The organism is Flavobacteriaceae bacterium, assembly GCA_003443635.1.
Lineage (GTDB): Bacteria > Bacteroidota > Bacteroidia > Flavobacteriales > Flavobacteriaceae > AU392.
Window position 1 is genome coordinate 512,130 of the sequence record CP031964.1, and the last position, 25,051, is coordinate 537,180.

26 protein-coding genes are annotated in these 25,051 nt (G+C 30.3%); 18 read left to right on the top strand and 8 right to left on the bottom strand.

Translation table 11 applies throughout. The features are described from left to right. The first annotated feature begins 44 nt into the window (after nt 1-44). The 14 genes from D1817_02265 to D1817_02330 all read left to right on the top strand — a co-directional run bounded on the left by D1817_02265 (nt 45) and on the right by D1817_02330 (nt 15,565). Nucleotides 45-1,049 carry a MoxR family ATPase gene (locus D1817_02265; GenBank protein AXT18730.1) on the top strand — a complete coding sequence of 335 codons (1,005 nt, stop codon included), beginning with the start codon at nt 45-47 and terminating at the stop codon, nt 1,047-1,049. Nucleotides 1,050-1,135: 86 nt separating this feature from the next. Next, complete coding sequence (locus tag D1817_02270; protein AXT18731.1) at nt 1,136-2,002, top strand: DUF58 domain-containing protein; 867 nt, start codon at nt 1,136-1,138, stop codon at nt 2,000-2,002. 8 nt (nt 2,003-2,010) lie between these two features. After that, nucleotides 2,011-3,720, top strand: coding sequence for a hypothetical protein (locus tag D1817_02275; protein AXT18732.1), 1,710 nt, complete (start codon nt 2,011-2,013; stop codon nt 3,718-3,720). Further along, nucleotides 3,721-4,725 carry a VWA domain-containing protein gene (locus D1817_02280; GenBank protein AXT18733.1) on the top strand — a complete coding sequence of 335 codons (1,005 nt, stop codon included), beginning with the start codon at nt 3,721-3,723 and terminating at the stop codon, nt 4,723-4,725. Nucleotides 4,726-4,732: 7 nt separating this feature from the next. Continuing rightward, nucleotides 4,733-5,770, top strand: coding sequence for a VWA domain-containing protein (locus D1817_02285; protein AXT18734.1), 1,038 nt, complete (start codon nt 4,733-4,735; stop codon nt 5,768-5,770). Between the two features lie 67 nt (nt 5,771-5,837). Then, entirely contained in the window at nt 5,838-6,680 is an 843-nt protein-coding gene (locus tag D1817_02290; protein ID AXT18735.1) for an aerotolerance regulator BatC, read from the top strand. A gap of 7 nt (nt 6,681-6,687) precedes the next feature. Next, nucleotides 6,688-8,460, top strand: a complete 1,773-nt coding sequence (locus D1817_02295) for a protein BatD (protein ID AXT18736.1) — start codon at nt 6,688-6,690, stop codon at nt 8,458-8,460. Nucleotides 8,461-8,479: 19 nt separating this feature from the next. Continuing rightward, on the top strand, nt 8,480-9,241 hold the full coding sequence (locus D1817_02300; protein ID AXT18737.1) for a tetratricopeptide repeat protein: 762 nt from the start codon (nt 8,480-8,482) through the stop codon (nt 9,239-9,241). 61 nt (nt 9,242-9,302) lie between these two features. Then, nucleotides 9,303-9,608 (top strand): hypothetical protein, encoded by a 306-nt coding sequence (locus D1817_02305; protein ID AXT18738.1) that lies wholly within the window; start codon nt 9,303-9,305, stop codon nt 9,606-9,608. A gap of 93 nt (nt 9,609-9,701) precedes the next feature. Continuing rightward, the gene (locus D1817_02310; GenBank protein AXT18739.1) at nt 9,702-11,282 is read left to right on the top strand and encodes a SulP family inorganic anion transporter; all 1,581 of its coding nucleotides are present in this window, start codon (nt 9,702-9,704) and stop codon (nt 11,280-11,282) included. 29 nt (nt 11,283-11,311) lie between these two features. Continuing rightward, nucleotides 11,312-12,121: a universal stress protein gene (locus tag D1817_02315; protein ID AXT18740.1), complete on the top strand. Its 810-nt coding sequence runs from the start codon at nt 11,312-11,314 to the stop codon at nt 12,119-12,121. Between the two features lie 44 nt (nt 12,122-12,165). Further along, the gene (locus D1817_02320; protein AXT18741.1) at nt 12,166-12,795 is read left to right on the top strand and encodes a carbonic anhydrase; all 630 of its coding nucleotides are present in this window, start codon (nt 12,166-12,168) and stop codon (nt 12,793-12,795) included. A gap of 113 nt (nt 12,796-12,908) precedes the next feature. Then, nucleotides 12,909-13,592 carry a DUF2490 domain-containing protein gene (locus D1817_02325; GenBank protein ID AXT18742.1) on the top strand — a complete coding sequence of 228 codons (684 nt, stop codon included), beginning with the start codon at nt 12,909-12,911 and terminating at the stop codon, nt 13,590-13,592. A gap of 101 nt (nt 13,593-13,693) precedes the next feature. Further along, a complete protein-coding gene (locus D1817_02330) occupies nt 13,694-15,565 on the top strand; it encodes a SulP family inorganic anion transporter (protein ID AXT18743.1) in 1,872 nt (623 codons plus the stop codon). Between the two features lie 27 nt (nt 15,566-15,592). Here the strand turns inward: D1817_02330 and D1817_02335 are convergent, their stop codons facing one another. Further along, nucleotides 15,593-16,114 (bottom strand): CvpA family protein, encoded by a 522-nt coding sequence (locus D1817_02335; GenBank protein AXT18744.1) that lies wholly within the window; start codon nt 16,112-16,114, stop codon nt 15,593-15,595. A 102-nt stretch (nt 16,115-16,216) separates the two neighbouring features. On the opposite strand from D1817_02335, the gene D1817_02340 reads away from it, so the two are divergent. Continuing rightward, nucleotides 16,217-16,573 carry a hypothetical protein gene (locus tag D1817_02340; GenBank protein ID AXT18745.1) on the top strand — a complete coding sequence of 119 codons (357 nt, stop codon included), beginning with the start codon at nt 16,217-16,219 and terminating at the stop codon, nt 16,571-16,573. Nucleotides 16,574-16,762: 189 nt separating this feature from the next. Further along, a complete protein-coding gene (locus D1817_02345) occupies nt 16,763-17,782 on the top strand; it encodes a phenylalanine--tRNA ligase subunit alpha (protein ID AXT18746.1) in 1,020 nt (339 codons plus the stop codon). Between the two features lie 71 nt (nt 17,783-17,853). Here the strand turns inward: D1817_02345 and D1817_02350 are convergent, their stop codons facing one another. After that, nucleotides 17,854-19,386, bottom strand: a complete 1,533-nt coding sequence (locus tag D1817_02350; protein AXT18747.1) for a M20/M25/M40 family metallo-hydrolase — start codon at nt 19,384-19,386, stop codon at nt 17,854-17,856. Nucleotides 19,387-19,522: 136 nt separating this feature from the next. Between D1817_02350 and D1817_02355 the strand changes: the two genes are divergently transcribed. Then, nucleotides 19,523-19,918 carry a hypothetical protein gene (locus D1817_02355; protein AXT18748.1) on the top strand — a complete coding sequence of 132 codons (396 nt, stop codon included), beginning with the start codon at nt 19,523-19,525 and terminating at the stop codon, nt 19,916-19,918. Nucleotides 19,919-19,923: 5 nt separating this feature from the next. Here D1817_02355 and D1817_02360 read toward each other — a convergent pair whose 3' ends face one another. From D1817_02360 to D1817_02385, 6 genes are all read right to left on the bottom strand, one after another. Beyond that, a complete protein-coding gene (locus tag D1817_02360) occupies nt 19,924-20,925 on the bottom strand; it encodes a glycerol-3-phosphate dehydrogenase (protein ID AXT18749.1) in 1,002 nt (333 codons plus the stop codon). 288 nt (nt 20,926-21,213) lie between these two features. Next, on the bottom strand, nt 21,214-21,795 hold the full coding sequence (locus tag D1817_02365; protein ID AXT18750.1) for a nicotinate-nucleotide adenylyltransferase: 582 nt from the start codon (nt 21,793-21,795) through the stop codon (nt 21,214-21,216). 4 nt (nt 21,796-21,799) lie between these two features. Next, nucleotides 21,800-22,372: a guanylate kinase gene (locus tag D1817_02370; GenBank protein AXT18751.1), complete on the bottom strand. Its 573-nt coding sequence runs from the start codon at nt 22,370-22,372 to the stop codon at nt 21,800-21,802. Next, nucleotides 22,373-23,230 (bottom strand): YicC family protein, encoded by an 858-nt coding sequence (locus D1817_02375; protein AXT18752.1) that lies wholly within the window; start codon nt 23,228-23,230, stop codon nt 22,373-22,375. Nucleotides 23,231-23,277: 47 nt separating this feature from the next. After that, complete coding sequence (locus D1817_02380; protein ID AXT18753.1) at nt 23,278-24,177, bottom strand: DMT family transporter; 900 nt, start codon at nt 24,175-24,177, stop codon at nt 23,278-23,280. Beyond that, nucleotides 24,170-24,523, bottom strand: coding sequence for a hypothetical protein (locus D1817_02385; GenBank protein ID AXT18754.1), 354 nt, complete (start codon nt 24,521-24,523; stop codon nt 24,170-24,172). The genes D1817_02380 and D1817_02385 overlap by 8 nt, the downstream gene beginning before the upstream one ends. 72 nt (nt 24,524-24,595) lie before the next feature. Here D1817_02385 and D1817_02390 point away from each other — a divergent pair, with 72 nt between their 5' ends. Next, nucleotides 24,596-25,051, top strand: coding sequence for a DinB family protein (locus D1817_02390; GenBank protein ID AXT18755.1), 456 nt, complete (start codon nt 24,596-24,598; stop codon nt 25,049-25,051).

Consider the following 25,051-nt stretch of genomic DNA (forward strand, 5'->3'; position numbering starts at 1 on the left):
TGTTTAAAAATGCGTATTATATTCACGCTTCAAAAAAATAGAAAATGATAGAAGATAACAGTACAATTGATATTAAGTCCATTAACGAGAAAATTGAAAAAGAAAGTGCTTTTGTTGATTTACTAACTCTAGAAATGAATAAGGTAATTGTTGGTCAAAAATATATGATCGAACGCTTACTTATAGGATTATTAGGACAAGGACATATTTTACTTGAAGGCGTGCCTGGATTAGCAAAAACATTGGCTATTAATACATTGTCTCAGGCTGTAGATGGAAGCTTTAGCAGAATTCAGTTTACACCAGATTTACTGCCAGCAGATGTTGTGGGGACATTAATTTATAATATTAAAGAGAATGATTTCTCAATTAAAAAAGGTCCAATTTTTGCAAATTTTGTACTGGCAGATGAAATTAATCGAGCGCCAGCAAAAGTTCAGTCTGCTTTATTAGAAGCGATGCAAGAGAAACAAGTTACGATTGGAGATGAAACCTTTGTATTAGACAAGCCATTTTTAGTAATGGCTACTCAAAATCCAGTAGAACAAGAAGGAACTTATCCGTTGCCAGAAGCTCAGGTAGATCGTTTTATGCTTAAAACGGTAATAGATTACCCTAAATTAGCTGAAGAACAATTAATTGTTAGAGCAAATTTAAAAGGTGCTTTTGAAAAAGTAAATGCAGTAGTTTCTGTAGAGCAAATTATAAGAGCACAAAAAGCTGTTCGTGAGGTATATATGGATGAGAAGATTGAAAAATATATTCTTGATATAATATTTGCAACACGTTACCCAGAAAAATATAAACTTGCAGAATTAAAACCATTAATTTCTTTTGGAGCTTCACCTCGTGGAAGTATTAGTTTAGCTTTAGCAGCTAAATGTTATGCATTTATTAAGCGAAGAGGATATGTAATTCCTGAAGATGTTCGTGCTGTGATTTATGATGTTTTACGTCATAGAATAGGTATTACCTATGAAGCCGAAGCCGAAAATATTACTTCTGAAGAGATTATTAGTAAAATAGTAAACGAGATAGAAGTACCTTAAGATTTCTAATTTAAGAATAACGAATTACGATTTGTGATATTTAAACGAAAATCATAAATCAAAGGTTTACAATCATAAATTGAGAAATGGATACTAAAGAATTACTAAAAAAAGTACGAAAAATTGAGATTAAGACGCGTCGGTTGTCTGATCATATTTTTGGAGGCGAATACCATTCGACCTTTAAAGGTCGAGGTATGACATTTAGTGAAGTACGCCAATATCAATTTGGAGATGATGTACGTAATATTGATTGGAATGTGACAGCGCGTACAAACGAACCATATATAAAAGTATTTGAAGAAGAGCGTGAATTGACAATGATGCTAATGGTTGATATTTCAGGCTCTGAACTTTTTGGTACAGAAGAACAATTTAAAAACGAGGTAGTTACAGAAATTGCTGCTACACTTGCGTTTTCTGCAACACAAAATAATGATAAAATAGGGCTAATATTATTCTCTAATGAAGTGGAGCTATATATCCCGCCAAAAAAAGGACGATCGCATGTATTACGTATAATTCGTGAATTAATAGAATTTAAACCTAAGAGTAAGCAAACAAATTTTGCTGAAGCACTTCGATTTTTATCGAGTGTGATGAAAAAGAAAGCTATTGTATTTATTCTTTCAGATTTTATTGCAAACGAATACCAACAGACACTTAAGATAGCTTCAAAACGTCATGATGTTACAGGAATAAGAGTATATGATAAACATGAAGAGTTAATTCCTAATTTAGGAATGGTACAAATGCAAGATGAGGAAACAGGAGAATTGATGTTGGTAAATACAGCATCAAAGAAAGTACGTGCTAATTACAGTAAATTTTACCAAGAAAAAGTGATGTATTATAAAGATAGTTTTACTAAGTCTGGAGCTGGGGTAATAGATTGCAGAGTAGATGAAAGCTATGTCAAAAAATTATTAGGCTATTTTAAACGAAGAGGATAAATCAAATAATGAGTTACCAAATACCATATACAAAATTTGAAATAAAGCAACATAAAACAATTACATTGCTTATTTTCTTTGTTCTCTTTTCTTTATTTTCATTGGCACAACAAGTAACATCTTCAATAGATTCAACATCTATAAAAATAGGAGAACAAATTACTTATAAAATTAAAATTGAAGCAGATACTACAGATTTAGTTGTATTCCCAGAAGGGCAAACGTTTTTGCCTTTAGAAGTTATAGAATCGTATAAAGTAGATACAACTAAAATCAATGCTACATACGAGTTAATAAAGCGTTATGGTTTAACTCAATTCGACTCGGGAGCTTATACCATTCCACAACAAAAAATTGTAATTGGAGATAAAACCATATATACAGACTCCTTACGTGTTGAAGTTAATACAGTAGTAGTTGATACTACAAAACAAGGATTATATGACATAAAACCAATTTTAGAAGTTAAAAAATCACCGAGTAAATGGTGGTTATATGTATTACTAATACTCTTGGTATTAGGAGCAATTGCGTTTTTGTTGTATTGGTTTATTTGGAGGGAAAAACCATTAACAGAAGAAGAAAAAGTTGCATTACTTCCCCCTTATGAGAGAGCAAAATTAGCATTACAACAATTAGATGAATCAAATTATTTAGAACACGAAGAAATAAAAGAATACTATTCACAGTTAACAGGAATTATTAGAAAATACTTAGATGAAAAAGTATACGATCACTCTTTAGAAAGTACCACAGAAGAACTTATAAATAGATTACAACTTTTAAGAGAGGGCAATCAAATTGATTTAGATAAAGGTACAATTTCTAATATTGAGAGTATTTTACGAAGAGCAGATTTAGTAAAATTTGCAAAATCTAAACCAGATATTGAACTGGCTAAAATGGATAGGAATACAGTTGATTCTGAAATAGATCATGTTAAAGAATCACTCCCTGAACCTACAGAAGAAGAGCTTTTAGAAGATTTAAAATACCAAGAAGAATTAGCAAAAAAGAAAAAACGACAAAAAATAATTATTACAGCTACCGTTGCTGGATTATTATTAATTGGCACATTTTTAGGCTTTGGATTTAAATATGGTTTTGGGTATGTTAAGGATAGTATTTTTGGACATCCAACTAAAAAAATGTTAGAAGGGAAAGAGTGGGTGTTAAGTGAATATGGCGCTCCAGGGATTACAGTATATACCCCTCAAGTTTTAGAGCGATTAATTCCGGAAATACCAGAAGAGTTTAAAGATAAAATTGAGATATCACTATTTGGTCTTGGAGAACTAACAGATAATATTTATATAAAAACAAGTACCACTAAATTTTTACCTCAAACTCCAGATCCTAATGATCCATTACAAGAGAATGGTCAAGAACCTGAAAAACCAGAAATAAATATTGTACAGGCCTCTGAAGATGTTATAAAATCTTGGGAAGAACAAGGTGTTAAGAATATTATTGTTAAAACAGAGCAATTTATTACGCCTAATGGAGCAGAAGGCTTAAAAAACTTTGGGACAGCGAACCTCCCAACTAATAATGGAGATACAGAAGAAGGAAATTATATATTGTTAGCATTTACTTCTGAAAACTTATTACAGCAAATAGCATTAGTTTGGAGATCTGATGACGATTATGCACAAGAATTGATAGATCGTATTATGGATTCGATAGAATTAATTAAACTTGAAGAAGAAGATAAATAGATGTTAGAAGGCATAGAATTTTTAAATAAGCAAATGTTTTGGGCACTATTAGCAATTCCATTAGCAATTCTATGGTATGTGTTTAAGAATAAAGAGCAAACACCTGAACTTAAAATATCAAGTATAAAAGGATTTAAAGTTGGAAGTTCTTGGTTGCCAAAATTAAAACATCTGATGTTTGTATTACGAGTTTTGGCATTAGCATTTTTAATAACTGCTTTAGCACGACCACAAACTGTAGATGTTTCTACAAAAACAAAGACTACAAGAGGTATAGATATTGTTATGGCAATAGATGTTTCTGCAAGTATGCTAGCAAAAGATTTGAAACCAGACCGATTATCGGCATTAAAATCTGTAGCAACAGAATTTATTTTGGGCCGTCCTAACGATCGTATAGGTTTAGTGGAGTATGCAGGAGAAAGTTATACTAAAACACCAATTACAAGCGATAAATCTATTGTATTAAATTCATTAAAAAGTGTAGAATATAATACAATTATTGAAGGAGGAACTGCTATAGGAATGGGATTGGCTACGGCAGTAAATCGATTAAAAGATAGTAAAGCCAAAAGTAAAGTGATTATACTTTTAACAGATGGCGAAAATAATGCAGGATTTATAGACCCAAAAACTGCTAGTGAGTTGGCTGTAGAATATGGTATAAAAGCTTATACAATAGGACTAGGAACTAATGGCATGGCATTATCTCCAATACAGCAGCTACCAGATGGAAGGTTCCAATATGGAAGAGTACAAGTAAAAATAGATGAAGAACTACTTAAAGAAATTGCAAGTGTAACTGGGGGACAATATTTTAGAGCGAATAATAATCAAAAACTAAAAGAAATTTATAAAGAAATTGATAAGTTAGAAAAAACAGATGTTGAAGAGTTTAAGTTTTACAACTATGAAGAAAAGTATCGCCCTTTAGCATTAATTGCAATAGCATTATTATTAATAGAAGCATTATTGCGCTTTACAATTTTTAGAAGTTTTATATAATTAAAAAATGTTTCAATTAGAAGAAAAAATATGGTTTTGGTTACTATTAATTATTCCAATAATAGTAATGTTTTTTTTGGCACTTCAATTATGGAAACGACATGCCCAAAGTAAATTTGCAAACAAACAAATACTTAAACGCTTAACGCCTACGAAGTCATTATTTAAGCCCATTTTAAAACTAATTGTGTTAAACTTAGCTTTTGCTTGCTTGGCGATTGCGTTAGTAAACCCTAAAATAGGAACGAAACTAGAAACAGTTAAACGTGAAGGTGTTGATATAGTGTTTGCAGTAGATGTCTCTAAAAGTATGCTAGCAGAAGATATTGCACCTAATCGTATAGAGAAATCAAAGCAATTGGTGGCACAGATTATAAATAATTTGGCGAGCGATCGTGTAGGGATCATCGCTTATGCAGGCAAAGCATTCCCACAATTGCCAATAACAACTGATTATGCATCTGCAAAATTGTTTTTACAAAGTATGAATACAGATATGCTTTCCTCTCAAGGAACAGCAATAGATGAAGCAATTCAATTGGCAAGAACGTATTATGATGACGAAGATCAAACTAATCGTGTACTTATTATAATTTCTGACGGTGAAGATCATAATAATGTTGCTACAGATATTGCAGAAGAAGCTGCAGAAGAAGGCATTAAAATATTTACTATTGGTGTTGGAGACATAAAAGGAGGACCTATACCTATTAAGCGAAATGGAATTGTTTTAAACTATAAAAAAGATAATAACGACGAAACTGTTATTACTAGATTAAATGAAGACACGCTTCAAAATATTGCGAACGAAGCAAATGGAGAATATATTAATGGAAGAGATACAAATTATGTTATAGAAACTATTCGTGAAATTTTAAATAAGCTAGATAAAAAAGAATTTGAAGCAAAGCAATTTGCAGAGTTTAAAGATCAATTTCAATGGTTTTTGGGCTTAGGGGTTTTCTTTTTATTGATAGACATATTTTTGCTAGAACGCAAGACTGCTTGGTTAAGTCGCTTAAATTTATTTAACGAAAACTTATGAGAGATACATTAAAAAAATTAGTAATATTCGATATAAATTTATAATACAATTAAAGAAATTTAATAAAATGAATAAAGTTTTAACTTTTATCCTATTATTAGTAAGTACGTTTATTTTTGCTCAAGGCAAAGAAAAAGATAAAGCGCTTGAAAAATCTAATGATTTTGTATATGAAGGAAATACCTTATTTAATGATGATTTTGTTTCTGCAGAAAAAGAATACAGAAAAGCAATTTCTGAAGTACAAACTAATGCTGTAGGAGCTTATAATTTAGGAAATGCATATTATAGAACAGGATATTATGATGAAGCGTTATTACGCCATTTAGAAGCTGTAAAAAATGCAATTACTAAAGATGAAAAACATAAAGCTTATCATAATATTGGTAATGTACTGATGCAACAAAAATCATGTAAAGAAGCAGTTGAAGCTTTTAAAAATGCACTTAGAAATAATCCTACGGATGAAGAATCACGATATAATCTAGCTTTAGCAAAAGAATGCGCTAAACAACAAGGAGGAGGTAGTGGTGACGAAAAAGGAGATGATGAAAAGAAAGAAGGGGATGATGAACAAGAAAAAAAAGATGGAGACAAAGATAATGAAGATGAAAAAAACAAAGATGAAGGAGAAAATAAAGAAGATCAGAATAGTGAAGGAGATGATCAACAAGATCAAAAAGATGGGAATGATAAAGATGATGAAAATGGTAAACCAAAAGATGAAGGGAAAAATGATGGAAATCCGAATCAAAAACCTCAGCCAAAACAGCCTCAACCTGGTAAATTGTCACCTCAACAGGTGAAGAATTTATTGGAAGCAATGAATAATCAAGAAAAGAAAGTTCAGGATAAAATAAATGCAAAAAAAACCAAAGGTGTTAAAGTGAAAACTGAAAAAGATTGGTAAAAAAAAGATGAAATTAAAGTTTTATATAATTGCATTTTTATTAACGAGTTTTGCCTCTGCTCAAGTTACATTTGAAGCTAAAGTCAGTAAAAAAAAACTAGGTGTCAATGAACGCTTGCGTATAGATTTTATAATGGACAAAGATGGTGATAATTTTAATCCACCTACCTTTGAAAACTTTACTGTCGTTGGAGGGCCAAGTCAATCAATTAGCAATTCTTGGTTTAATGGTAAACGCTCATTTTCCAAAACATATACTTATATATTAGCACCTAAAAAAAGAGGTAACTTTAAAATTACCCAAGCTACAATTGAATTTGAAGGTGAAACTTATAAAACTTTACCTTTAGATATTTTTGTTACTGCCGCTGTAGAGCTTCCAAAAGACCCCAATGACCCTAATTATTTGGCTTCAAAGAATATCCATTTAGTAGCTGAGGTTTCTAAATCCAACCCTTATTTAAATGAAGCAATTACAGTTGTTTATAAGCTATATATTTCACCTAGTACAGGTGTAGATAAATGGGATAATATAGATATTCCGAGGTATAATGACTTCTGGAGTCAAGATATTGAAGTTAAAGAACTTAAACTTGAAAATGGCACTTATCAAGGAGAAGAATATAGATATGTTGTATTACGAAAAACAGTATTATATCCTCAAAAAACAGGAAAACTAAATATAGAGCCTTTGACTTTAAATGTATTTGTTAGCGTTCCTACAAGTCGAAGAGATATTTTTGGAAGTCGAATCCGTAAAACAGTTCAAAGAACTATTAGTGCAGGCAATCGAGAAATTAATGTAAAAGCATTACCAGAGGAAGGGAAGCCGCTAAATTATACAGGTGCAGTAGGAGACTTTAGTTTTAAAGTAACTACAAATAAGTCAGAATTAAAAGCAACTGAAGCGTTATTAGCTAAATTAGAAGTTACTGGGAAAGGGAACTTAAAGCTATTTAAATTACCAGGATTAAAGCTTCCAAGCAGTTTGGAAGTTTATGAGCCAGAACATAAAGAGAACGTGCGAACAAACCTTGGTGGGATGCAAGGTAATATATCTGATGCTTATACTATTGTACCATCAACACAAGGTAAGTATCCAATACCACCAGTTGAGTTTTCATATTTTGATTTAAAAACAAAAAAATATAAAACATTAACATCTAAAGAAATTGTGGTTAATGTTACCGAAGACTTATCAGGAAGTATAATAGCATCAAACGAACCTAATTCTTCACTACCTAATAAAAATAAACAACAAGTAACATCTACAAGTAATCAATTTGCATCTTTTAAAACAAAAACGAGCTTTATAGCTATACAGTCATCACAATTTTTTAAAACCAATTTGTTTTGGACTTTATTACTAACCCCATTTTTAGTAATTCCATTAGCAATTTTTATTGGTAAAAAGAAAGAAGAGAGAGATAATGATGTAGTTGGAAATAAAATGAGAAAAGCTAATAAATTAACTCGAAAATACTTAGGAGAAGCTAAAAAATCTTTAGGAAAGAAAGAAGCATTTTATAATGCGATGGAACGCGCACTTCATAACTATTTAAAGTATAAATTAAATATAGAAACAAGTGACCTAAGTAAAGACAAGATTGAAGATTTATTGGACAAAAGAAAAGTTAGTAGAGATACGATAACAGAATTTAATAGTTTGCTCCAAAGTTGTGAATTGGCTAGATACACACCATTTACTAATGTAGAAATGCAACAAGATTATGAAAAAGCTGCGAATGTAATTGCTACAATAGATAAACAAATGCGTTAATGTTTAAAAGTAAAAACAGATGAAGAAAATTATATATATTATTATTTTTTTATTTAGTGTTGTTACTATTGCACAAAATGATGCTTTATTTAATGTAGGTAATGATTTATATAACGAAGGAAAGTTTCAAGATGCTATAAAAAAATATGAAGCTGTTATAAAAACAGGAGAACATTCTGCAGAGCTTTACTTTAATATAGCCAATGCTTATTATAAACTCAATAATACAGCACAAAGTATTTATTATTACGAAAAGGCATTGTTGCTTTCGCCAAACGATGAGGATATTAAAAACAATTTAGCATTTGCAAGAAATATGACTATTGATGCTATTGAGGAAATCCCTGATATTGGGTTTTCTAAAACAATGAAAACTATTACTAATTCTTTTAGTTTTGATGGATGGGCAAAACTATCTGTTTTATTAGTACTCTTATTTGTAGTGTTTTTTTTAGGATATTATTTTTCATTTGAAACTGTGAGAAAACGCATTGCGTTTTTAAGTAGCGTTACTTCATTAGGGTTAATGCTAATAACGTTGTTTTTTGCATTTCAGAAATATAATTATGAACAAAAAAATAAACCAGCAATTGTATTTGCTCAAGAAAGTGAAATTAAAGCTGAACCAAATTTAAGAAGTGAAGAAAATTTTAAACTTCATGAAGGAACAAAAGTGCAAGTTTTAGAAAAATTTGATAACAATTGGTTTAAAATTAAAATTGCTGATGGTAAAACAGGTTGGATCCCTAGCGAGGATATCAGATTGCTAAATGCTTTTTAATGATTAATTAACAAAATTCTTTTTTTCAAATAATATATTTGCAATCTCATATTAATTTAATATGTTATCTAGAACCTTAATTGCTACGTTATTTATTGTTATACTTTTTGGAGTTATTACATTACCTACTGTAATGATCTTCTCTAAAAATAGCTGTGACGTATCTGTGTTTTTTGACTCAGAAGAAGAAGAAAAAACAGGTAAAGAATCAACAAAAGATATTGAAATTAAGGTATTTCAAATAAGTGATAACGAAATATATTTCACTAATTTTAATCAAGAATTGATATCTAGTGTATACTCAAACACATACAATTCAGTATATAAGCAAATTTTTTCTCCACCTCCGGAACAGAGCATATTATAATCATTTTATTTTTTAGATGGATTAGTCAAATTAAGCTAATTCGCAATTATTTTTAATCATTCTTATTTATTAAGAGTACAAAATTATTATTATATGTTTAAGCATTTAAAAAGTGACTTACCAGCTAGTATTGTTGTTTTTTTCGTAGCATTACCATTATGTTTGGGTATTGCATTAGCCAGTGGAGCTCCTTTATTCTCAGGACTTATAGCAGGAATTATAGGAGGAGTTTTAGTAGGAAGTTTAAGTGGCTCTAAAATTGGAGTTAGTGGCCCAGCAGCAGGATTAGCAGCTATAGTATTATCTGCTATAGCAACTTTAGGGGGGTATGAAAACTTTCTGTTAGCTGTTGTTTTAGGAGGAATTATTCAATTAATTTTTGGATTTCTAAAAGCAGGAATTATTGGATATTATTTTCCTTCATCTGTAATAAAAGGGATGCTTACAGGAATTGGAATTATAATTATTTTAAAACAAATCCCTCATTTCTTTGGGTATGATACTAGCCCTGAAGGTCATTTTACATTTTTTCAAACGGATAGTGAGGGTACTTTTACAGATATTTTCAAAACAATTAATTACATCAGCTTAGGTCCTACAATTATTGGCCTAATAAGCCTTTCTGTTCTTATCTTATGGGATCGTGTTCTTACGAAGAAGAGTAAGATATTTCAATTAATTCAAGGGCCTCTTGTTGCTGTAATTGCTGGAATTGTTTTTTTTGCTGTTACACAAGGGAATGAATCTCTAATTTTTAAAAATTCACAATTGGTAAGTGTTCCAGTACCTGAAGATGTCAATTCATTTTTTGGACAATTTACATTTCCAAATTTTGGAATGCTAACAAACCCTGATGTTTGGATTATAGCATTTACTATTGCCTTAGTAGCTAGTTTAGAAACATTATTATGTGTTGAAGCTACCGATAAATTAGATCCTAATAAAAATGTGACACCTACAAATAGAGAGTTACTAGCACAAGGTACAGGGAATATTATTTCAGGATTAATAGGAGGTTTACCAATTACACAAGTAATCGTACGAAGCTCTGCTAACATCCAATCAGGGGGTAGAAGTAAAATGTCAGCTATAATTCACGGTTTATTTTTACTAGTTTCTGTTATGTTGATCCCGCGTTTACTCAACAAAATTCCTTTATCAGTCTTAGCAGCTATACTATTAATTGTTGGATATAAATTAGCAAAACCAGCATTATTTAAGAAAATGGTTCAATTAGGCTGGAAACAATGGGTTCCATTTGTTGTTACTGTTGGAGGCATCGTATTTATTGATTTATTAAAAGGATTAGCATTAGGATTAGCTGTTGGAATCGTTGTGATTTTGATTAAAAGCTTCCAAAACTCTCACTTTTTACATATAGAAGATAAAAGTAATGGGAAACATAAAATAAAAATGACATTAGCAGAGGAGGTAACGTTTTTTAATAAGGGAGCTATCCTTAAAGAGTTAGATAGTTTACCAAGAGATACTTATTTAGAGTTAGATGTGAGAAAGACGCGATTTCTTGATAATGATATTATAGAGATTTTAGATGATTTTGCATTTAAAGCTAAAGAAAGACATATTGACATTAAGTTGATTTCTGAGCTTGGTATTGTTGAAAATCCTCCGAGTTATATAGAATTTTTTAAACTAAGACCTAAAACGACTTAGAAAGAAATTAATAACATAAATAAAAAAAGATGAAAAATAATAGATATAAGATACTAATCCTTTCAGATTTAAAAGAACAAACTGAAAATGTATTAAAAAGCGCCGTAAGTTTAGCTAAAACGATTGGTGGAGACATTTCCTTTTTTCATGTAAAAAAACCAACTGATATTGTTGAAAACGACAATCAGTTATCTGCTATGCGAACCATTAATAATGAATATAATGTCACTGACAAAAAAATTCAGAACCTATTAAATCCGGTTTCAGAAGAGTATGGATCAGATATAAGACCTGCATTTACTTTTGGAAATGTAAAAGAAGAGATAAATAAGTATATCGAGCAACAACAACCAGATATCATTGTATTAGGAAAGAGAAGGAAAAAATCACTTTCGTTTGCCGGAGATAATGTTACCCAATTTATTTTAAAAAAACACAAAGGTGTAGTTATGATTGTAGGTAATAAAGGGACATTAGAGCCAAATAAAGAAATATCATTAGGTGTGTTAAATGATATCGAACAATCTTTCAATATTGATTTTGTTGATGATTTAATTAGTAAATCTGAAGCACCATTAAAATCGTTTAAAATTGTTAGGAATTCAGATATTCCAAAAGCTACACCTGTTCCTATAGACAAAAAAACGGTAGAATATGTGTTTGAAAAAACAGATAACACAATGAAAAATCTATCTAACTATTTATTAAAGAACAATGTTAATTTATTATGTATAAATAGAGTGAAGAAAAATGCTGAAAATGAAGAAAATATCGCAAATTCTGATATCAATGATGTTATCAGTCAATTAGATATTTCACTTTTGGTATCAAAAGAATAAAACGTATATTATAAAAGTTTAATTAAAAAGAAATTAAAATATAAATGAAAGCACATACAAAAGAAACGCAAGCAGAGATCACTCCAAATAGTGCGCTTCAACTTCTAAAAGAAGGAAATCAAAGATTTGTTAACAATAAAAAAGCCAATAGAGATCTTAACGAACAAGTTGCCGATACTAGTGGAGGCCAATATCCTTTTGCCACTATTTTACATTGTATAGATTCAAGAGTCTCAGCTGAATTAATTTTTGATCAGGGAATCGGTGATGTATTCAGCGCTCGAATCGCAGGAAATTTTATCAACCAAGACATTTTAGGAAGTATGGAATTTGCTTGTAAATTGGCAGGCACAAAACTAGTATTAGTACTAGGACATACTGCTTGTGGAGCAGTTAAAGGCGCTTGCGATAATGCAGAATTAGGAAATTTAACAGCAATGTTAGAAAAGTTAAAACCAGCGGTAAACGCAGTAGCAGCACCTGAAGATCCAAGTTTAAGAAATTCTCAAAATATTGATTTTGTAAATGCAGTAGCAAAGAAAAATGTAGAATTATCTATTCAACGAATTTTAAATGAAAGTGAAGTTTTAGCTGAAATGCGAGCAAGCGGAGAAATTAAAATTGTAGGTGGAATGTATGATATTAAGACAGGTGAAGTAGCTTTTTATGAATAGCTTACTTTAGAAAGAAATTAATATGAACTAAAAAATAAACAAGTTTCATAAATCCTATACATCCTGGATAATGAAACTTGTTTTTATAATAAATAACTTAAACATTGAAACAAATGAAAGCATTAAATTTGGTGGTACTCCTAATAATATTAGTATTGCCATTTAATAAAGTTCAAGCTCAAGACAGTGATTTTGGTAATTGGTTGATTTATATTGGAAATAAGAAGCTAGAAAAAGGCTGGAATATTCATAATGAAGTTCAATACAGAAACTATAATGCTATTGGGGATTTAGAGCAGTTACTGTTAAGAGGTGGGTTAGGTTATAATCTTACAGAAAATAATAATAATGTTTTATTGGGATATGGTTATATTTTGTCTCGTAACTTTATTGGAAATACAGATGATACTGAAACAGTGAATGAACACCGTATTTTCCAGCAGTATACAACAAAACAAAATGTAGGAAGTGTTTCATTAAATCATCGTTATCGTTTTGAGCAACGTTTTATAGAGAGTGACTTTAGATTTCGATTTAGATATTTCTTATCACTTAATGTTCCTTTGGGTAAAAAGATTCTTGATGAAAATAATATAGATAAACGTAAAATTTATCTTTCAGCATATAATGAGATCTTTTTAAATGGGGATTCTGCAATATTCGACAGAAATCGTGTGTATGGAGGCTTAGGATATAAACTCAGTAAAAATGTAAGACTAGAGTTAGGCTATTTAAATCAATTCTTTGAAAGATCTGGGCGTGATCAACTTAATATTATAACATTCGTTACATTTTAATCACTTATAGTATAGTTCATAGGTGTTAATTATTCAATAAGAGACTTGTAAGATTTGAAAAAATAAAGCTATTTTAGAACAAAGTTTCTAAAAATAATCTTATGAAGAATTTATTTTCAAACCTAAGAGGCGATGCTTTTGGAGGAATTACCGCAGGAATAGTAGCTTTACCATTGGCATTAGCATTTGGAGTTGCTTCTGGTTTAGGGCCAACCGCAGGGTTATATGGTGCTATATTTATTAGTTTTTTTGCAGCTTTGTTCGGTGGTACAAATACACAAATATCTGGCCCGACAGCACCAATGACAGCTGTGAGTACGGTAGTTATTGCAGGAATTATTGCAGCTAATGATGGAGATATTAATAAAGCTCTACCAGCCATTTTAACCGTTTTTTTATTAGCAGGACTAATGCAAATTGGATTAGGAGCTATAGGTTTAGGAAAATACATTAGATATATACCTTACCCAGTGGTTTCAGGATTTATGACAGCGATAGGGGTTATTATTATCCTTACCCAGATACTCCCTTCGGTAGGCTATTATCCAAAAGAAGATTTAGAATTTGTTGAGCAATTCAAACCACAAGCCGAAGAAATAATTCTTGAAAATATTTTAAAAGAAGAGGCAGGAGAAGATATATTAGTTTTAGAAAATTTTGAAGAAACTATTATAAGAGCTGAAAAGATCACTCAGGATGATATTTTAAAAGAATCGCAAACACTTGCTGCTAAAGAAGCTTCAGGCGCATTAGGTGCAATTAAAGTTGTGTCAAGAGCACTGAAACACATTAATTGGTTAGAATTAATACTAGTGATAGGAACTATATTTATTATTTATGGTTTTAAGCGAATTACTAAAGCGATACCTAGTACTCTTGTAGCTTTATTAGTAATGTCTGGTATTGCTTATGGGTTTGGATTGGATTATCGTCCAATTGAAGAAATTCCAGGAGGCATTCCTGTTCCAAAATGGGAAATCTTTACAAGTTTTAAACTTAATAGCGTTAGCCCATATATATTTACAGCACTAACATTAGCGTTATTAGGAGCCATTGATTCTTTGTTGACAAGCGTTGTAGCCGATAATATGACGAAAACTAAGCATAAACCTAATAAAGAATTAGTAGGACAAGGTATAGGAAATAGTATTGCAGCTGTATTTGGAGGGATCCCTGGAGCTGGGGCTACCATCCGTACCGTAGTAAACATTAATTCAGGGGGGAAAACGAAACTTTCGGGAATGATTGCGGGGATTATGTTATTGATAATCTTTTTAGGATTAGGTCCAGTAGCATCAAAAATTCCAGCTGCTGTTTTAGCCGGAATATTAATTACAGTGGGTATAGGTGTAATGGATTATAAAGGACTAAAAGCTATACCTAGCCTACCTAGAGATATAAAATTAGGACCATTAAAATTAAGTTCTGAAGTATTAATAATGCTAACAGTATTATTATTATCTACATTTTGGAACTTAGTTTATGCTGTTGGTATAGGTTTAGTGATTGCATCTTTAATGTTTATGAAAAAAATTGGAGATTTAACTGCCGAACGTTCAGACGTTAAATCATTACTAAAAGAAAAAGCTTGGGCAGATGAAGCAAACTTTCCAGAGAGCTTAAAAGAGAAAGTTTTTATAAAACATATAAAAGGGCCATTATTTTTTGGATCAACAAGTAATTTTCAACAATTAGCGAATCAAATTCCAGAAACAGCAGCAAAAATTATTATTCGTATGGATCGGATGCAATATATAGATCAATCTGGACTCTATGCTTTAGAAGATGTTATGGTAGATTTGAAAAAAGCAGGAAAAAGTGTGTTGTTAGTAGATGTTCTTAAACAACCAAGGTATATGATGGAGCGTATTGATATTATTCCAGATTTAATTCCTAAAGAACATATTTTCGAAACTTTTGATGATTGTATAGAATGGGTAAAATCTAACCCAGGTGTTATGAAAGATAATTAAAGAAACTCATTTAATATAAGTTAACTTTTATGTTTCAGTTTTACTAGCAGTTTCTTTATCTTCTTTTCCTATATCTATAATAACAGGAAGTAAAGTAGGAGCTAGTGACTGAACGGGTTTATATAACACAGAACTTTCCATATCTTCATTTTCAATAAAAGGAATAGTTTTATTCATTTTATTGAAAATGATAAGTATAATACTTAAAATTAATGCAATTTTGGCAGCTCCAAACACTCCTCCTAATAACTTATTTATAACCCCAAGTGCTGCAAAATCTGCTAACTTGGTTAAGGCTTTCCCTGCCATTGCAATTGCTATTACAATAATTATAAACGTTACGGCAAACGCTATAATATTTATGTATTTCTCATCCCAATCTACACGATTTTCTAAAAGGGTAGCAGCAAAATTACTAAAATGAATTGCACCATAAACACCTCCAATTAATGCGACTAGAGAGGCAACTTCAACAAAAAAACCTTTCATTAACCCTCTAACAAGTCCGAATAAGATTAATGCCCCTAAAATGATATCTAAAACATTCATAATTCAAGATTTTAACAAATATATACAAATTAAACTCGCTTTTTTTGAGGCAAAATTACAAGAGATGGTTTGCTTTATTAACTTTGTATTTTCAAAATTATTATGGCAAGAGACGAACAATTAAAAGAAAGGTGGGAATTAATAGTGAATAAATTATCAAATCAGTTTGCAGATGGAGATACTTTAGATCTGGATGCAATTATATATTTAATAGGTGTTCAGGAGCTTGGTCAACTTAATCGTAAATTTAAAAAAGATGATAAAATTGGCCTAATGCATATTGCTATTTGTAAACTTTTAGAACCTTATGGTTATTATGAATTTGATTATTTTGATGATGACAGTTGGCCACATTACAAAATTAAAGCAGAATTACCACCTCTAAAAGCAGGAGAACAAAGTATTTTAATGAAAGAAGCTATTGTTAGTTATTTTCTTGAAACAAAATACATAAAATAATACTTAATCTTATTTTTATCTACTTTTTCCTGATTTAATATAAAACCTAGGAGAAACTTTTTATTAGGCTTTTACCCTACTCAAAAAAATAAAAGGATGCGACTATAATCCTTAACACAATTCTGACAAAAATCACTAAATTTGCCCATTATTTAGATACTGAGATAAATCTAGTATAAGAAAGCTATTATGATAGATAAGATTAAAGAACTCATACAAGAAGCAGAAACTTTTAATGCAAAAACTAAAGATGAGGTTGAGGCATTTCGCATTAAATATTTAGGAAAAAAAGGTTTATTAAACGATTTTTTTGCAGAGTTTAAAAATGTAGCAAATGACCAGAAAAAAGAGTTTGGTAAAGCAATAAATACTTTAAAAATGACTGCTCAAAATAAAGTAAATACTTTAAAAGAAGAATTGGATGGTGAAGAAGAAGTTAAAGGTGTTTACGGCGATTTATCAAGACCAGGAGATCCTATTATAATAGGGGCACGCCACCCCATTTCTCTTGTGAAAAATCAAATTATAGATATTTTTTCTCGTATTGGTTTTAATGTAAGTGAAGGCCCCGAGATTGAAGATGACTGGCATAATTTCACAGCATTAAACTTACCAGAATATCACCCTGCTCGTGATATGCAGGATACTTTTTTTATTCAAACAGACCCAGATATTTTATTGCGTACACATACTAGTTCTGTACAAGTACGTTATATGGAAAATAACAAACCACCTATACGTACCATATCACCTGGGCGCGTGTATCGTAATGAAGCAATTTCGGCACGATCACATTGTTTTTTCCATCAGGTAGAAGGTTTATATATTGACAAAGGTGTGAGTTTTGCAGATTTAAAACAAACTCTGCAATACTTTACTACAGAGATGTTTGGAAAATCTAAAATTAGATTACGTCCATCATATTTTCCGTTTACAGAGCCAAGTGCTGAGGTTGATGTGTATTGGGGATTAGAAACTGAAACAGATTATAAAATGACCAAAGGCACTGGTTGGTTAGAAATAATGGGTTGTGGTATGGTAGATCCTAATGTGTTAGAAAATTGTGGTATTGACTCTAAAGAATACTCAGGCTTTGCGTTTGGTATGGGGATAGATCGTATTGCATTATTATTACACCAAACCAGTGATATTCGTTTATTAAGTGAAAATGATGTGCGCTTTTTAGAGCAATTTAAATCTGTGTTATAACTTTTACTATTTATATCAAAAAAGCCTTTATTATACTAGTAATAAAGGCTTTTTTAATTAAGATAAAATAATTATTTTTTCAATTCTTCTCGAGGTAATTTTTCATCGCGTTGTGCTGTATTATATACAAAGGATGCAATAATAGTAGCCATTTGCTTTAAATCGTCAATCACTAAACGTTCATAAGTGTCCATATTAGTATGATGTGTTTTAGACCAGTACTCGATAGGATCTTGTATAAACTGAAAACCTGGAATACCAATAGCATCAAACCCTAAGTGATCTGTACCACCTGTATTTCTTGTTGTTATGGTTGTATTATCTATAATATCATCAAATGATTCAAACCATTTAAAGAAAATAGGTTTTACAGCTTCATTTCCTTGAGTGTAGACACCTCTTATACGACCAGTTCCATTATCAATATTATAATATGCAGAAATTTTACTATGTTCTGGCTTTAATTCTAAAGTTTGAGCATCTCCAAAATGATTTTTCACATAATTACGAGATCCGTGAATACCTTGTTCTTCACCACCCCAAAGCGCAATACGAACAGTTCGTTTTGGTTTTAATCCTGTAGCCTGTAAGATGCGTACAGCTTCCATCATTACAATACAACCAGCTGCATTATCAGTAGCACCAGTACCACCATGCCAAGAATCTAAATGTCCACCTAACATTACAACTTCCTCTTTTAGATTAGGATCACTACCTTCAATTTCGGCAATTACATTATAACCTTTATAATCGTCTGTTTTAAAAGAAGCTTTAATTTCGGCCTCTAATTCTACTTCAACACCATTTTCCGCTAAACGCGCCATTAAATTAATATGTTCTGGAGCCATTTCAAATTCACTTATACCTTTTGGAGCATCTTTAGCATAATCTCTAGGACTACTTGTAAATAATGTACCGTGTCGTCCGTTAACTCCATTAATAACTAAAGCAACACCTTCTTCTTTTAAGAAAGGTGTTATTTTTCGACGAAGAGCAAATCGAGCCCTAAATTCAGCAATTTGTTCTGGTGTAAATCGACTTCCACTATTATTGTTTGGAGGTCCTACTAAATCATTTAATTCTTCTTCAGTATAGCGTAGTGCATCAGCTTCAAAAGTTGGTCCTTGATTGTTAGTAGATTTAATAGCGACAATAGCACCGCTTAACTTACCTTTGTATTTTTCAAAATCTTCTTCATTTTTAATATCTAAGAATACAATTTTCCCAGAAACCTCGCCATTAGTACTTTCAGTCCAAGCTTTTGGTACAGCTATAAATGGCATATAGTAAGGTTTAGTCATTGCAACATAACTTTTCTGCAATTCCCAACCACGACCAAACTCACCCCAAGGCTCAGTTTTAGAATTTGTTAACCCCCAATCAGATAATTGCTTTACAGCATAATTAGCAGCACGTTCATAGCCTATAGAATTCGTTAAGCGCGGGCCTGATTTATCTATAAGATTAAATGCAATTTCTTCAACTTTCGAATTATTGAGACCTTCATTTTTAATTTTTTCAATAGCATTTGCATCAAATTCTTCTTGAGACAAACTAATAGTAGCAATTAACAGAGTTGGAATTAATAAAAAAAGACGTTTCATTAGTATGTGTTTTAGTTTTGAATAGCACCCAAGTTAATAGATTTCATTAAGAGAATCAAATGTTTAACAATAGCTTATAAATTGTTAGTTTTGCGCTTTAATTAACTTAAAGATTTTCAATATATCAGAAAATATTATGAAGAAAGATATTAATATACCAAAAGTAGAAGATGTTTACTTTGCTGTAGTTAACGAGTTTAACGAAATATATAAAACACAAGATTGGAATGCTTACATTATTAATAATAAAGAAGTTGATTTGGAAATGGTGCTTATTGTCTCTGGAGGCTATAATGAAGATAAAATAACTACTACAATGCGTCGAAAATTAGAAAAACTTCCAAAAAAAAGTTATGCCAAAGTAGAATTGATGCAAGAAGATGTATTTAAATTAAATAATACTTTTAAAGTAACATTTTTTGAAAACAATACTATGTTTGAGAAGACATATTTATTTAAAAAAAATACAATTAATTTAAATGCGTTACAACCAATTCCTTTAATGGAGGCTAGAGGAGTCTTGGTGAAGTAAATATGTTAATCTAACTTATCAGTCAGTTTTTTAAATACTTTCTTGGGGTTTTTGCCTTCATAAAGTATATCATAAACAGCATTTATTATAGGTAGGCGCGTTTTTTTAATGTTTTTTTTATTTAATAAAAAAGCACTTTTTGTTGCATAATAGCCTTCGGCAACCATATTCATTTCAAACATTGCCGATTTTACAGTATATCCTTTACCAAGCATATTACCAAACATACGATTGCGGGAGAATACAGAATAACCAGTTACTAATAAATCACCTAAATAAGCAGAATTATTAATGTTTCGTTTCATTTTGTGCATTTTTTTAATAAAACGTTTCATTTCACGTATGGCATTACTCATTAAAACACTCTGAAAATTATCTCCATACCCTAATCCGTGAGCAATACCTGCAGCAATAGCATAAATATTTTTTAACATTACAGCATACTCAGTTCCGATAATGTCATCGCTAATTTTAGTTTTTATATAATTGCTAGAAAATTGATTAGCAATTTCTTTTGCTTTAGATGCATCTGAACAGGAAATAGTTAGGTATGATAAACGTTCTAAAGCAACTTCTTCTGCATGGCAAGGCCCTGCGATGACTCCGATATTATTAAAAGGAATTTTATAATACTCATTAAAATGCTCTCCTACTAATAAACCACTTTCGGGAATAATCCCTTTTACAGCAGAAACAATAATTTTATTACTAATATCAATCTGTAATTTTTCTAATTCGGAATGTATAAAAGCTGAAGGGATTACAAAAATTAAAACATCCGCATAATCTGCAATCTCATTGATGTCATTACTTAATTTTAATTGCTCCAAATGAAACTCTACAGAACTTAGATAACTAGGATTATGCTGCTCTTTTAAAAGATGCTCTTTGGTTTGAACACTTCTCATATACCACCCTACTTCATTCAAATTTTCACAAAGCATTTTTACAATAGCGGTAGCCCAACTTCCACTTCCAAAAACAGCGTATTTTAACTCTGAAGCCATAAAGAATCTATGATTTTATGATTTCAAAAGTACATAAAATATCATATTTAGAGTATACTCTGATTATAAGTACATTATATTTTATTTCTAGGAAAAATTTTAAACATGTAATCTAAAAACTTTAACTTTAGATTATGACTTCTACTACAATGTACATTTAATGTGAAGCGTTTATGTATAGAATGAAAAATGTTAGAGATAACAAAAGAAACTAAAATTTTGGTTGGTTATTTTAGTTTATAAACTGCTTATAGAATTTTCTTTAAGCAGTTTTCTTTTTTGAAAAAATTACGATTTATAAAAATTCATTTCATCCAAATATTGCCATGTGTTTTCAGGGATTAATGGCTTAATGTTTTTACCTTCTTTTATAGCTTTACGAATAAATGTAGAAGAAATTTCCATGATTGGAGCATCTGTAAAATGGATGTTTTGATGTGTTTTTAATGTTGATTCTTCTGTATTTTTTGAAATTCTAGGATATACATAAATATGATGATTCTCTAAAATGATTTCATAATTTTTCCATTTATGGAAGCTATTTAAATTATCTTCTCCCATAATTAAACTAAATTCATTTTTAGGATATTTTTCTTGTATATAAGCTAGTGTATTTATAGTATAGTTAGGGCGAGGGAGCTTAAATTCAATATTGTTGGGTTTTAGTTTTGTATACTCTTTAGTAGCTAAGTGTACCATTTCTAAGCGCTGAAAATCGTCGAGTAATGTTTGCTTCTTTTTAAAAGGACTACGAGGAGTTACTACAAACCATACTTGATCCAGATCGCTAAACTCTACAATGTGATTGGCAATTGCTAAATGTCCAACGTGAATAGGGTTAAATGTGCCAAAATAAAGACCTACTTTCATTTATTTATTGTTTCACAAAATTACCAACAATAGTTTTGGCTTCATGCAATGCATTTTCTAAATTATCATTCTCAATAATGACATCAAAAAGAGGAGCTGTAGCTAATTCTGCAGATGCTTTAGCAACTCGCATATTAATTTTATCTTCACTCTCAGTTTGTCGTTTTTTTAAACGAATTTTAAGCTCATCTATACTTGGAGGTTTTACAAAAATAGAAATAGTTTGCTTAGGAAATTTACGTTTTATACGTAAACCACCAGATACATCTATATCAAAAATAACATGTTTGCCTTTTGCCCAAATACGTTCGACCTCAGTTTTTAAAGTACCATAAAAATTATCACGATATACTTCTTCCCATTCTAAAAATTCATCATTTTTAATCTTATGCTTAAAATCTGATAAGGATAAAAAATAATAATCTTTATTATGTTCTTCTTTACCTCTTTTTTTACGAGATGTAGCAGATATAGAAAATTCTAAATTTAAATCGTCTTGTTTTAATAAATGCCGAACAATTGTAGTCTTTCCAGAACCAGAAGGTGCAGAAAATACTATAAGTTTACCGTTATTCATTTAGAGCACATTTAAAAGTTGTTCTTTAATTTTTTCGAGTTCATCTTTCATTTGTACAACTAATTTTTGCATTGGTGCATAATTAGATTTAGATCCAATAGTATTAATTTCTCTACCAATTTCCTGGCCTATAAATCCTAATTTTTTACCATTTGAATCTTTAGAATTAAGCGTTTTTATAAAATATTCTAAATGATTTTTTAATCTTACTTTTTCTTCAGTGATGTCAAATTTTTCGATGTAATAAACCAGTTCTTGTTCAAAGCGATTCTCATCTACTTTTTCTTTTATTTCTGAGATTCCTTTCTGTAAACGTTCGCGAACTCCATCAATACGATCAGGATCCATTATAATTACTTCTTCTAGAAGAGAACCAATTGTTTTTACACGTTCTATAAAATCAATTTCTAATACTTTGCCTTCTTCTGTTCTATATTCATTTATTTTAATTAAAGTGTTATGTATTTCAGATTCAATGGATTTCCATTCGTCTTCATCAATTTCATCACGCTCGGTATTTAATGCATCTGGCATTTTTACAGCCATATGTAAAAGTTCCATAGCATCACCATTAACAATACTTTTTAGTTGCTCCATATAGGCTTTAATAACTGGTTGGTTAACTTGAGTAGAAGTTTCTTCGCCAGTAGTTTCAAGGTATAAAGAGAAATCTACTTTTCCGCGTTCTAATTGAGAGGCAATTAGTTTTCGTATAAATAATTCTTTTTCTCTATAAACAGAAGGCATTCGAGCATTCAAATCAAGGTTTTTACTATTAAGTGATTTTATTTCGATCGAAATTTTTTTAGAAGGAAGCTGTAATATAGACTTCCCATAACCCGTCATTGATTGTATCATTCTTAAAAATTAAAGTTGCACAAAGATAATAAAAGCCACTAAAGTACTTATGCACTTACCTTGGCTTTTGGTTTTTTAGTTACTAAATATACACCTGTAAAAATTAAAACAGCAGAACCTATTTTAATAAAGTTAAGTGTGTCACTTCCAGAAGTAATGGCAAAAACAATCCCAATAAGAGGCTGCATATATATAAAAACAGCAAGTGTAGATGCTTTTAATTCACGTAAAGCAAAAATATTAAGTAAATAAGTTAAAAAAGTTGTACCGATTACCACAAAAGATAATTTCCAAATTGCTTCAAAAGGCAATGATCTCCATTGTACTTCTAAAAACTCATTTGCAGTCACTGGCAAATTGATGAAAATTGCAATAAAAAATAACCATTTCATTAAAGTAAATGGATGGTATTTTGCAGTTAGTGGCTTTACAATAATTAAATAAACCCCATATATTATAGCGTTAATAATAAACATGGTATTTCCTAATAAAATATTAGGTGCATCATTTCTTATTTCTGTATTATATAATATTAAAGATAACGCTCCTGAAAGCCCTAAAGCTATCCCTAAATATTTTATAAGTGTAATTCTCTCTTTAATAGCAATTGCAGACATTAAAAACACTAAAATCGGAGATAACGTAATAATGATAGAGCTGTTTATAGGAGTAGATAAACTTAATCCTTTAAAAAACATTAACATATTAATACTCATACCTGTTATAACACAAAAAAAGATACGTTTCCAATCCTTTTTATCAATACGCTCCTTTGGCCCCCAAATACTAATAATCCAAAATAAAATAGAAGCTCCTAAAACTCTTAAAAGAATAAGTCCATAAGGTTTTATGTAAATAGGCATTAAACCTTTAGCAACAGTGTGATTTATACCATAAATAGCGGTTGCTCCAAATGCAGCAAGCATGGCAAGCAATCTTTTATCCATTAATAAAAGCTTTGGCAGCTTGAACAACCTTAGCCGAGTTTCCTATAAAAATAGTATTCTCAGAAATAATTACTGGACGTTTTAAAAAAGTATAATGTTCTAAAATATAATGTTTAAAATCTTTCTCTTGAAAATTCTGATCTTTTAACCCCATTTCTTTATAAAGCTTAGCACGTTTACTAAATAAAACTTCATAACTACCTGAGAGTAAATGCATTTCTTCTAACTGCTTTACAGTAATACTTTCTTCTTTAATATCCTGTAAGATAAAATCAGAGCTTGGAGCGATTTCTTTTAAAATACGCATGCATGTATTACAGGTTTTGAGATAATATATTTTTTTCATAATGAATCAAAAGTTTGCAGTGCAAAGAAAATGAATTCAACAGAAAATAAGTACTTTTAACAAAAAAATAGGATGGATTATATTTTTGATATTTGTTTAAAAAATAGAGCGATTTTAAGCGCTTATTTAGAAGATTTATCACTTGAAGAATTAAATAAAGTCCCAAAAGGATTCAATAATAATGTATTTTGGAATATTGCTCATGTCGTAGTAACTCAGGAGCTTTTAGTTTATACCTTATCTAATTTAGAAGGAAATATAAATAAACAATTAATTGAAAAATACAGAAAAGGAACTAAAACAGAAGAAAATGTAACTCAAATTGAAGTTGATGAAATAAAAAGGTTATTGTTTTCTACTATTGAAAAAACAAAAGAAGATTATAACAATCATGTCTTTAAAACTTATAATGAATATACTGTATCAACTAAAGGTGTTTTGAGAAATGTTGAAGATGCCTTACATTTCAATAATTTTCACGAGGGTATACATTTAGGATATATTTTAGCTTTAAAAAAATCAATTTAA

Bases quoted from the DNA above. Each gene is read 5' to 3' on its own strand.
- D1817_02265 (AXT18730.1), top strand. From the start codon at position 45: ATGATAGAAGATAACAGTACAATTGATATTAAGTCCATTAACGAGAAA.
- D1817_02270 (AXT18731.1), top strand. From the start codon at position 1,136: ATGGATACTAAAGAATTACTAAAAAAAGTACGAAAAATTGAGATTAAG.
- D1817_02275 (AXT18732.1), top strand. From the start codon at position 2,011: ATGAGTTACCAAATACCATATACAAAATTTGAAATAAAGCAACATAAA.
- D1817_02280 (AXT18733.1), top strand. From the start codon at position 3,721: ATGTTAGAAGGCATAGAATTTTTAAATAAGCAAATGTTTTGGGCACTA.
- D1817_02285 (AXT18734.1), top strand. From the start codon at position 4,733: ATGTTTCAATTAGAAGAAAAAATATGGTTTTGGTTACTATTAATTATT.
- D1817_02290 (AXT18735.1), top strand. From the start codon at position 5,838: ATGAATAAAGTTTTAACTTTTATCCTATTATTAGTAAGTACGTTTATT.
- D1817_02295 (AXT18736.1), top strand. From the start codon at position 6,688: ATGAAATTAAAGTTTTATATAATTGCATTTTTATTAACGAGTTTTGCC.
- D1817_02300 (AXT18737.1), top strand. From the start codon at position 8,480: ATGAAGAAAATTATATATATTATTATTTTTTTATTTAGTGTTGTTACT.
- D1817_02305 (AXT18738.1), top strand. From the start codon at position 9,303: ATGTTATCTAGAACCTTAATTGCTACGTTATTTATTGTTATACTTTTT.
- D1817_02310 (AXT18739.1), top strand. From the start codon at position 9,702: ATGTTTAAGCATTTAAAAAGTGACTTACCAGCTAGTATTGTTGTTTTT.
- D1817_02315 (AXT18740.1), top strand. From the start codon at position 11,312: ATGAAAAATAATAGATATAAGATACTAATCCTTTCAGATTTAAAAGAA.
- D1817_02320 (AXT18741.1), top strand. From the start codon at position 12,166: ATGAAAGCACATACAAAAGAAACGCAAGCAGAGATCACTCCAAATAGT.
- D1817_02325 (AXT18742.1), top strand. From the start codon at position 12,909: ATGAAAGCATTAAATTTGGTGGTACTCCTAATAATATTAGTATTGCCA.
- D1817_02330 (AXT18743.1), top strand. From the start codon at position 13,694: ATGAAGAATTTATTTTCAAACCTAAGAGGCGATGCTTTTGGAGGAATT.
- D1817_02335 (AXT18744.1), bottom strand. From the start codon at position 16,114: ATGAATGTTTTAGATATCATTTTAGGGGCATTAATCTTATTCGGACTT.
- D1817_02340 (AXT18745.1), top strand. From the start codon at position 16,217: ATGGCAAGAGACGAACAATTAAAAGAAAGGTGGGAATTAATAGTGAAT.
- D1817_02345 (AXT18746.1), top strand. From the start codon at position 16,763: ATGATAGATAAGATTAAAGAACTCATACAAGAAGCAGAAACTTTTAAT.
- D1817_02350 (AXT18747.1), bottom strand. From the start codon at position 19,386: ATGAAACGTCTTTTTTTATTAATTCCAACTCTGTTAATTGCTACTATT.
- D1817_02355 (AXT18748.1), top strand. From the start codon at position 19,523: ATGAAGAAAGATATTAATATACCAAAAGTAGAAGATGTTTACTTTGCT.
- D1817_02360 (AXT18749.1), bottom strand. From the start codon at position 20,925: ATGGCTTCAGAGTTAAAATACGCTGTTTTTGGAAGTGGAAGTTGGGCT.
- D1817_02365 (AXT18750.1), bottom strand. From the start codon at position 21,795: ATGAAAGTAGGTCTTTATTTTGGCACATTTAACCCTATTCACGTTGGA.
- D1817_02370 (AXT18751.1), bottom strand. From the start codon at position 22,372: ATGAATAACGGTAAACTTATAGTATTTTCTGCACCTTCTGGTTCTGGA.
- D1817_02375 (AXT18752.1), bottom strand. From the start codon at position 23,230: ATGATACAATCAATGACGGGTTATGGGAAGTCTATATTACAGCTTCCT.
- D1817_02380 (AXT18753.1), bottom strand. From the start codon at position 24,177: ATGGATAAAAGATTGCTTGCCATGCTTGCTGCATTTGGAGCAACCGCT.
- D1817_02385 (AXT18754.1), bottom strand. From the start codon at position 24,523: ATGAAAAAAATATATTATCTCAAAACCTGTAATACATGCATGCGTATT.
- D1817_02390 (AXT18755.1), top strand. From the start codon at position 24,596: ATGGATTATATTTTTGATATTTGTTTAAAAAATAGAGCGATTTTAAGC.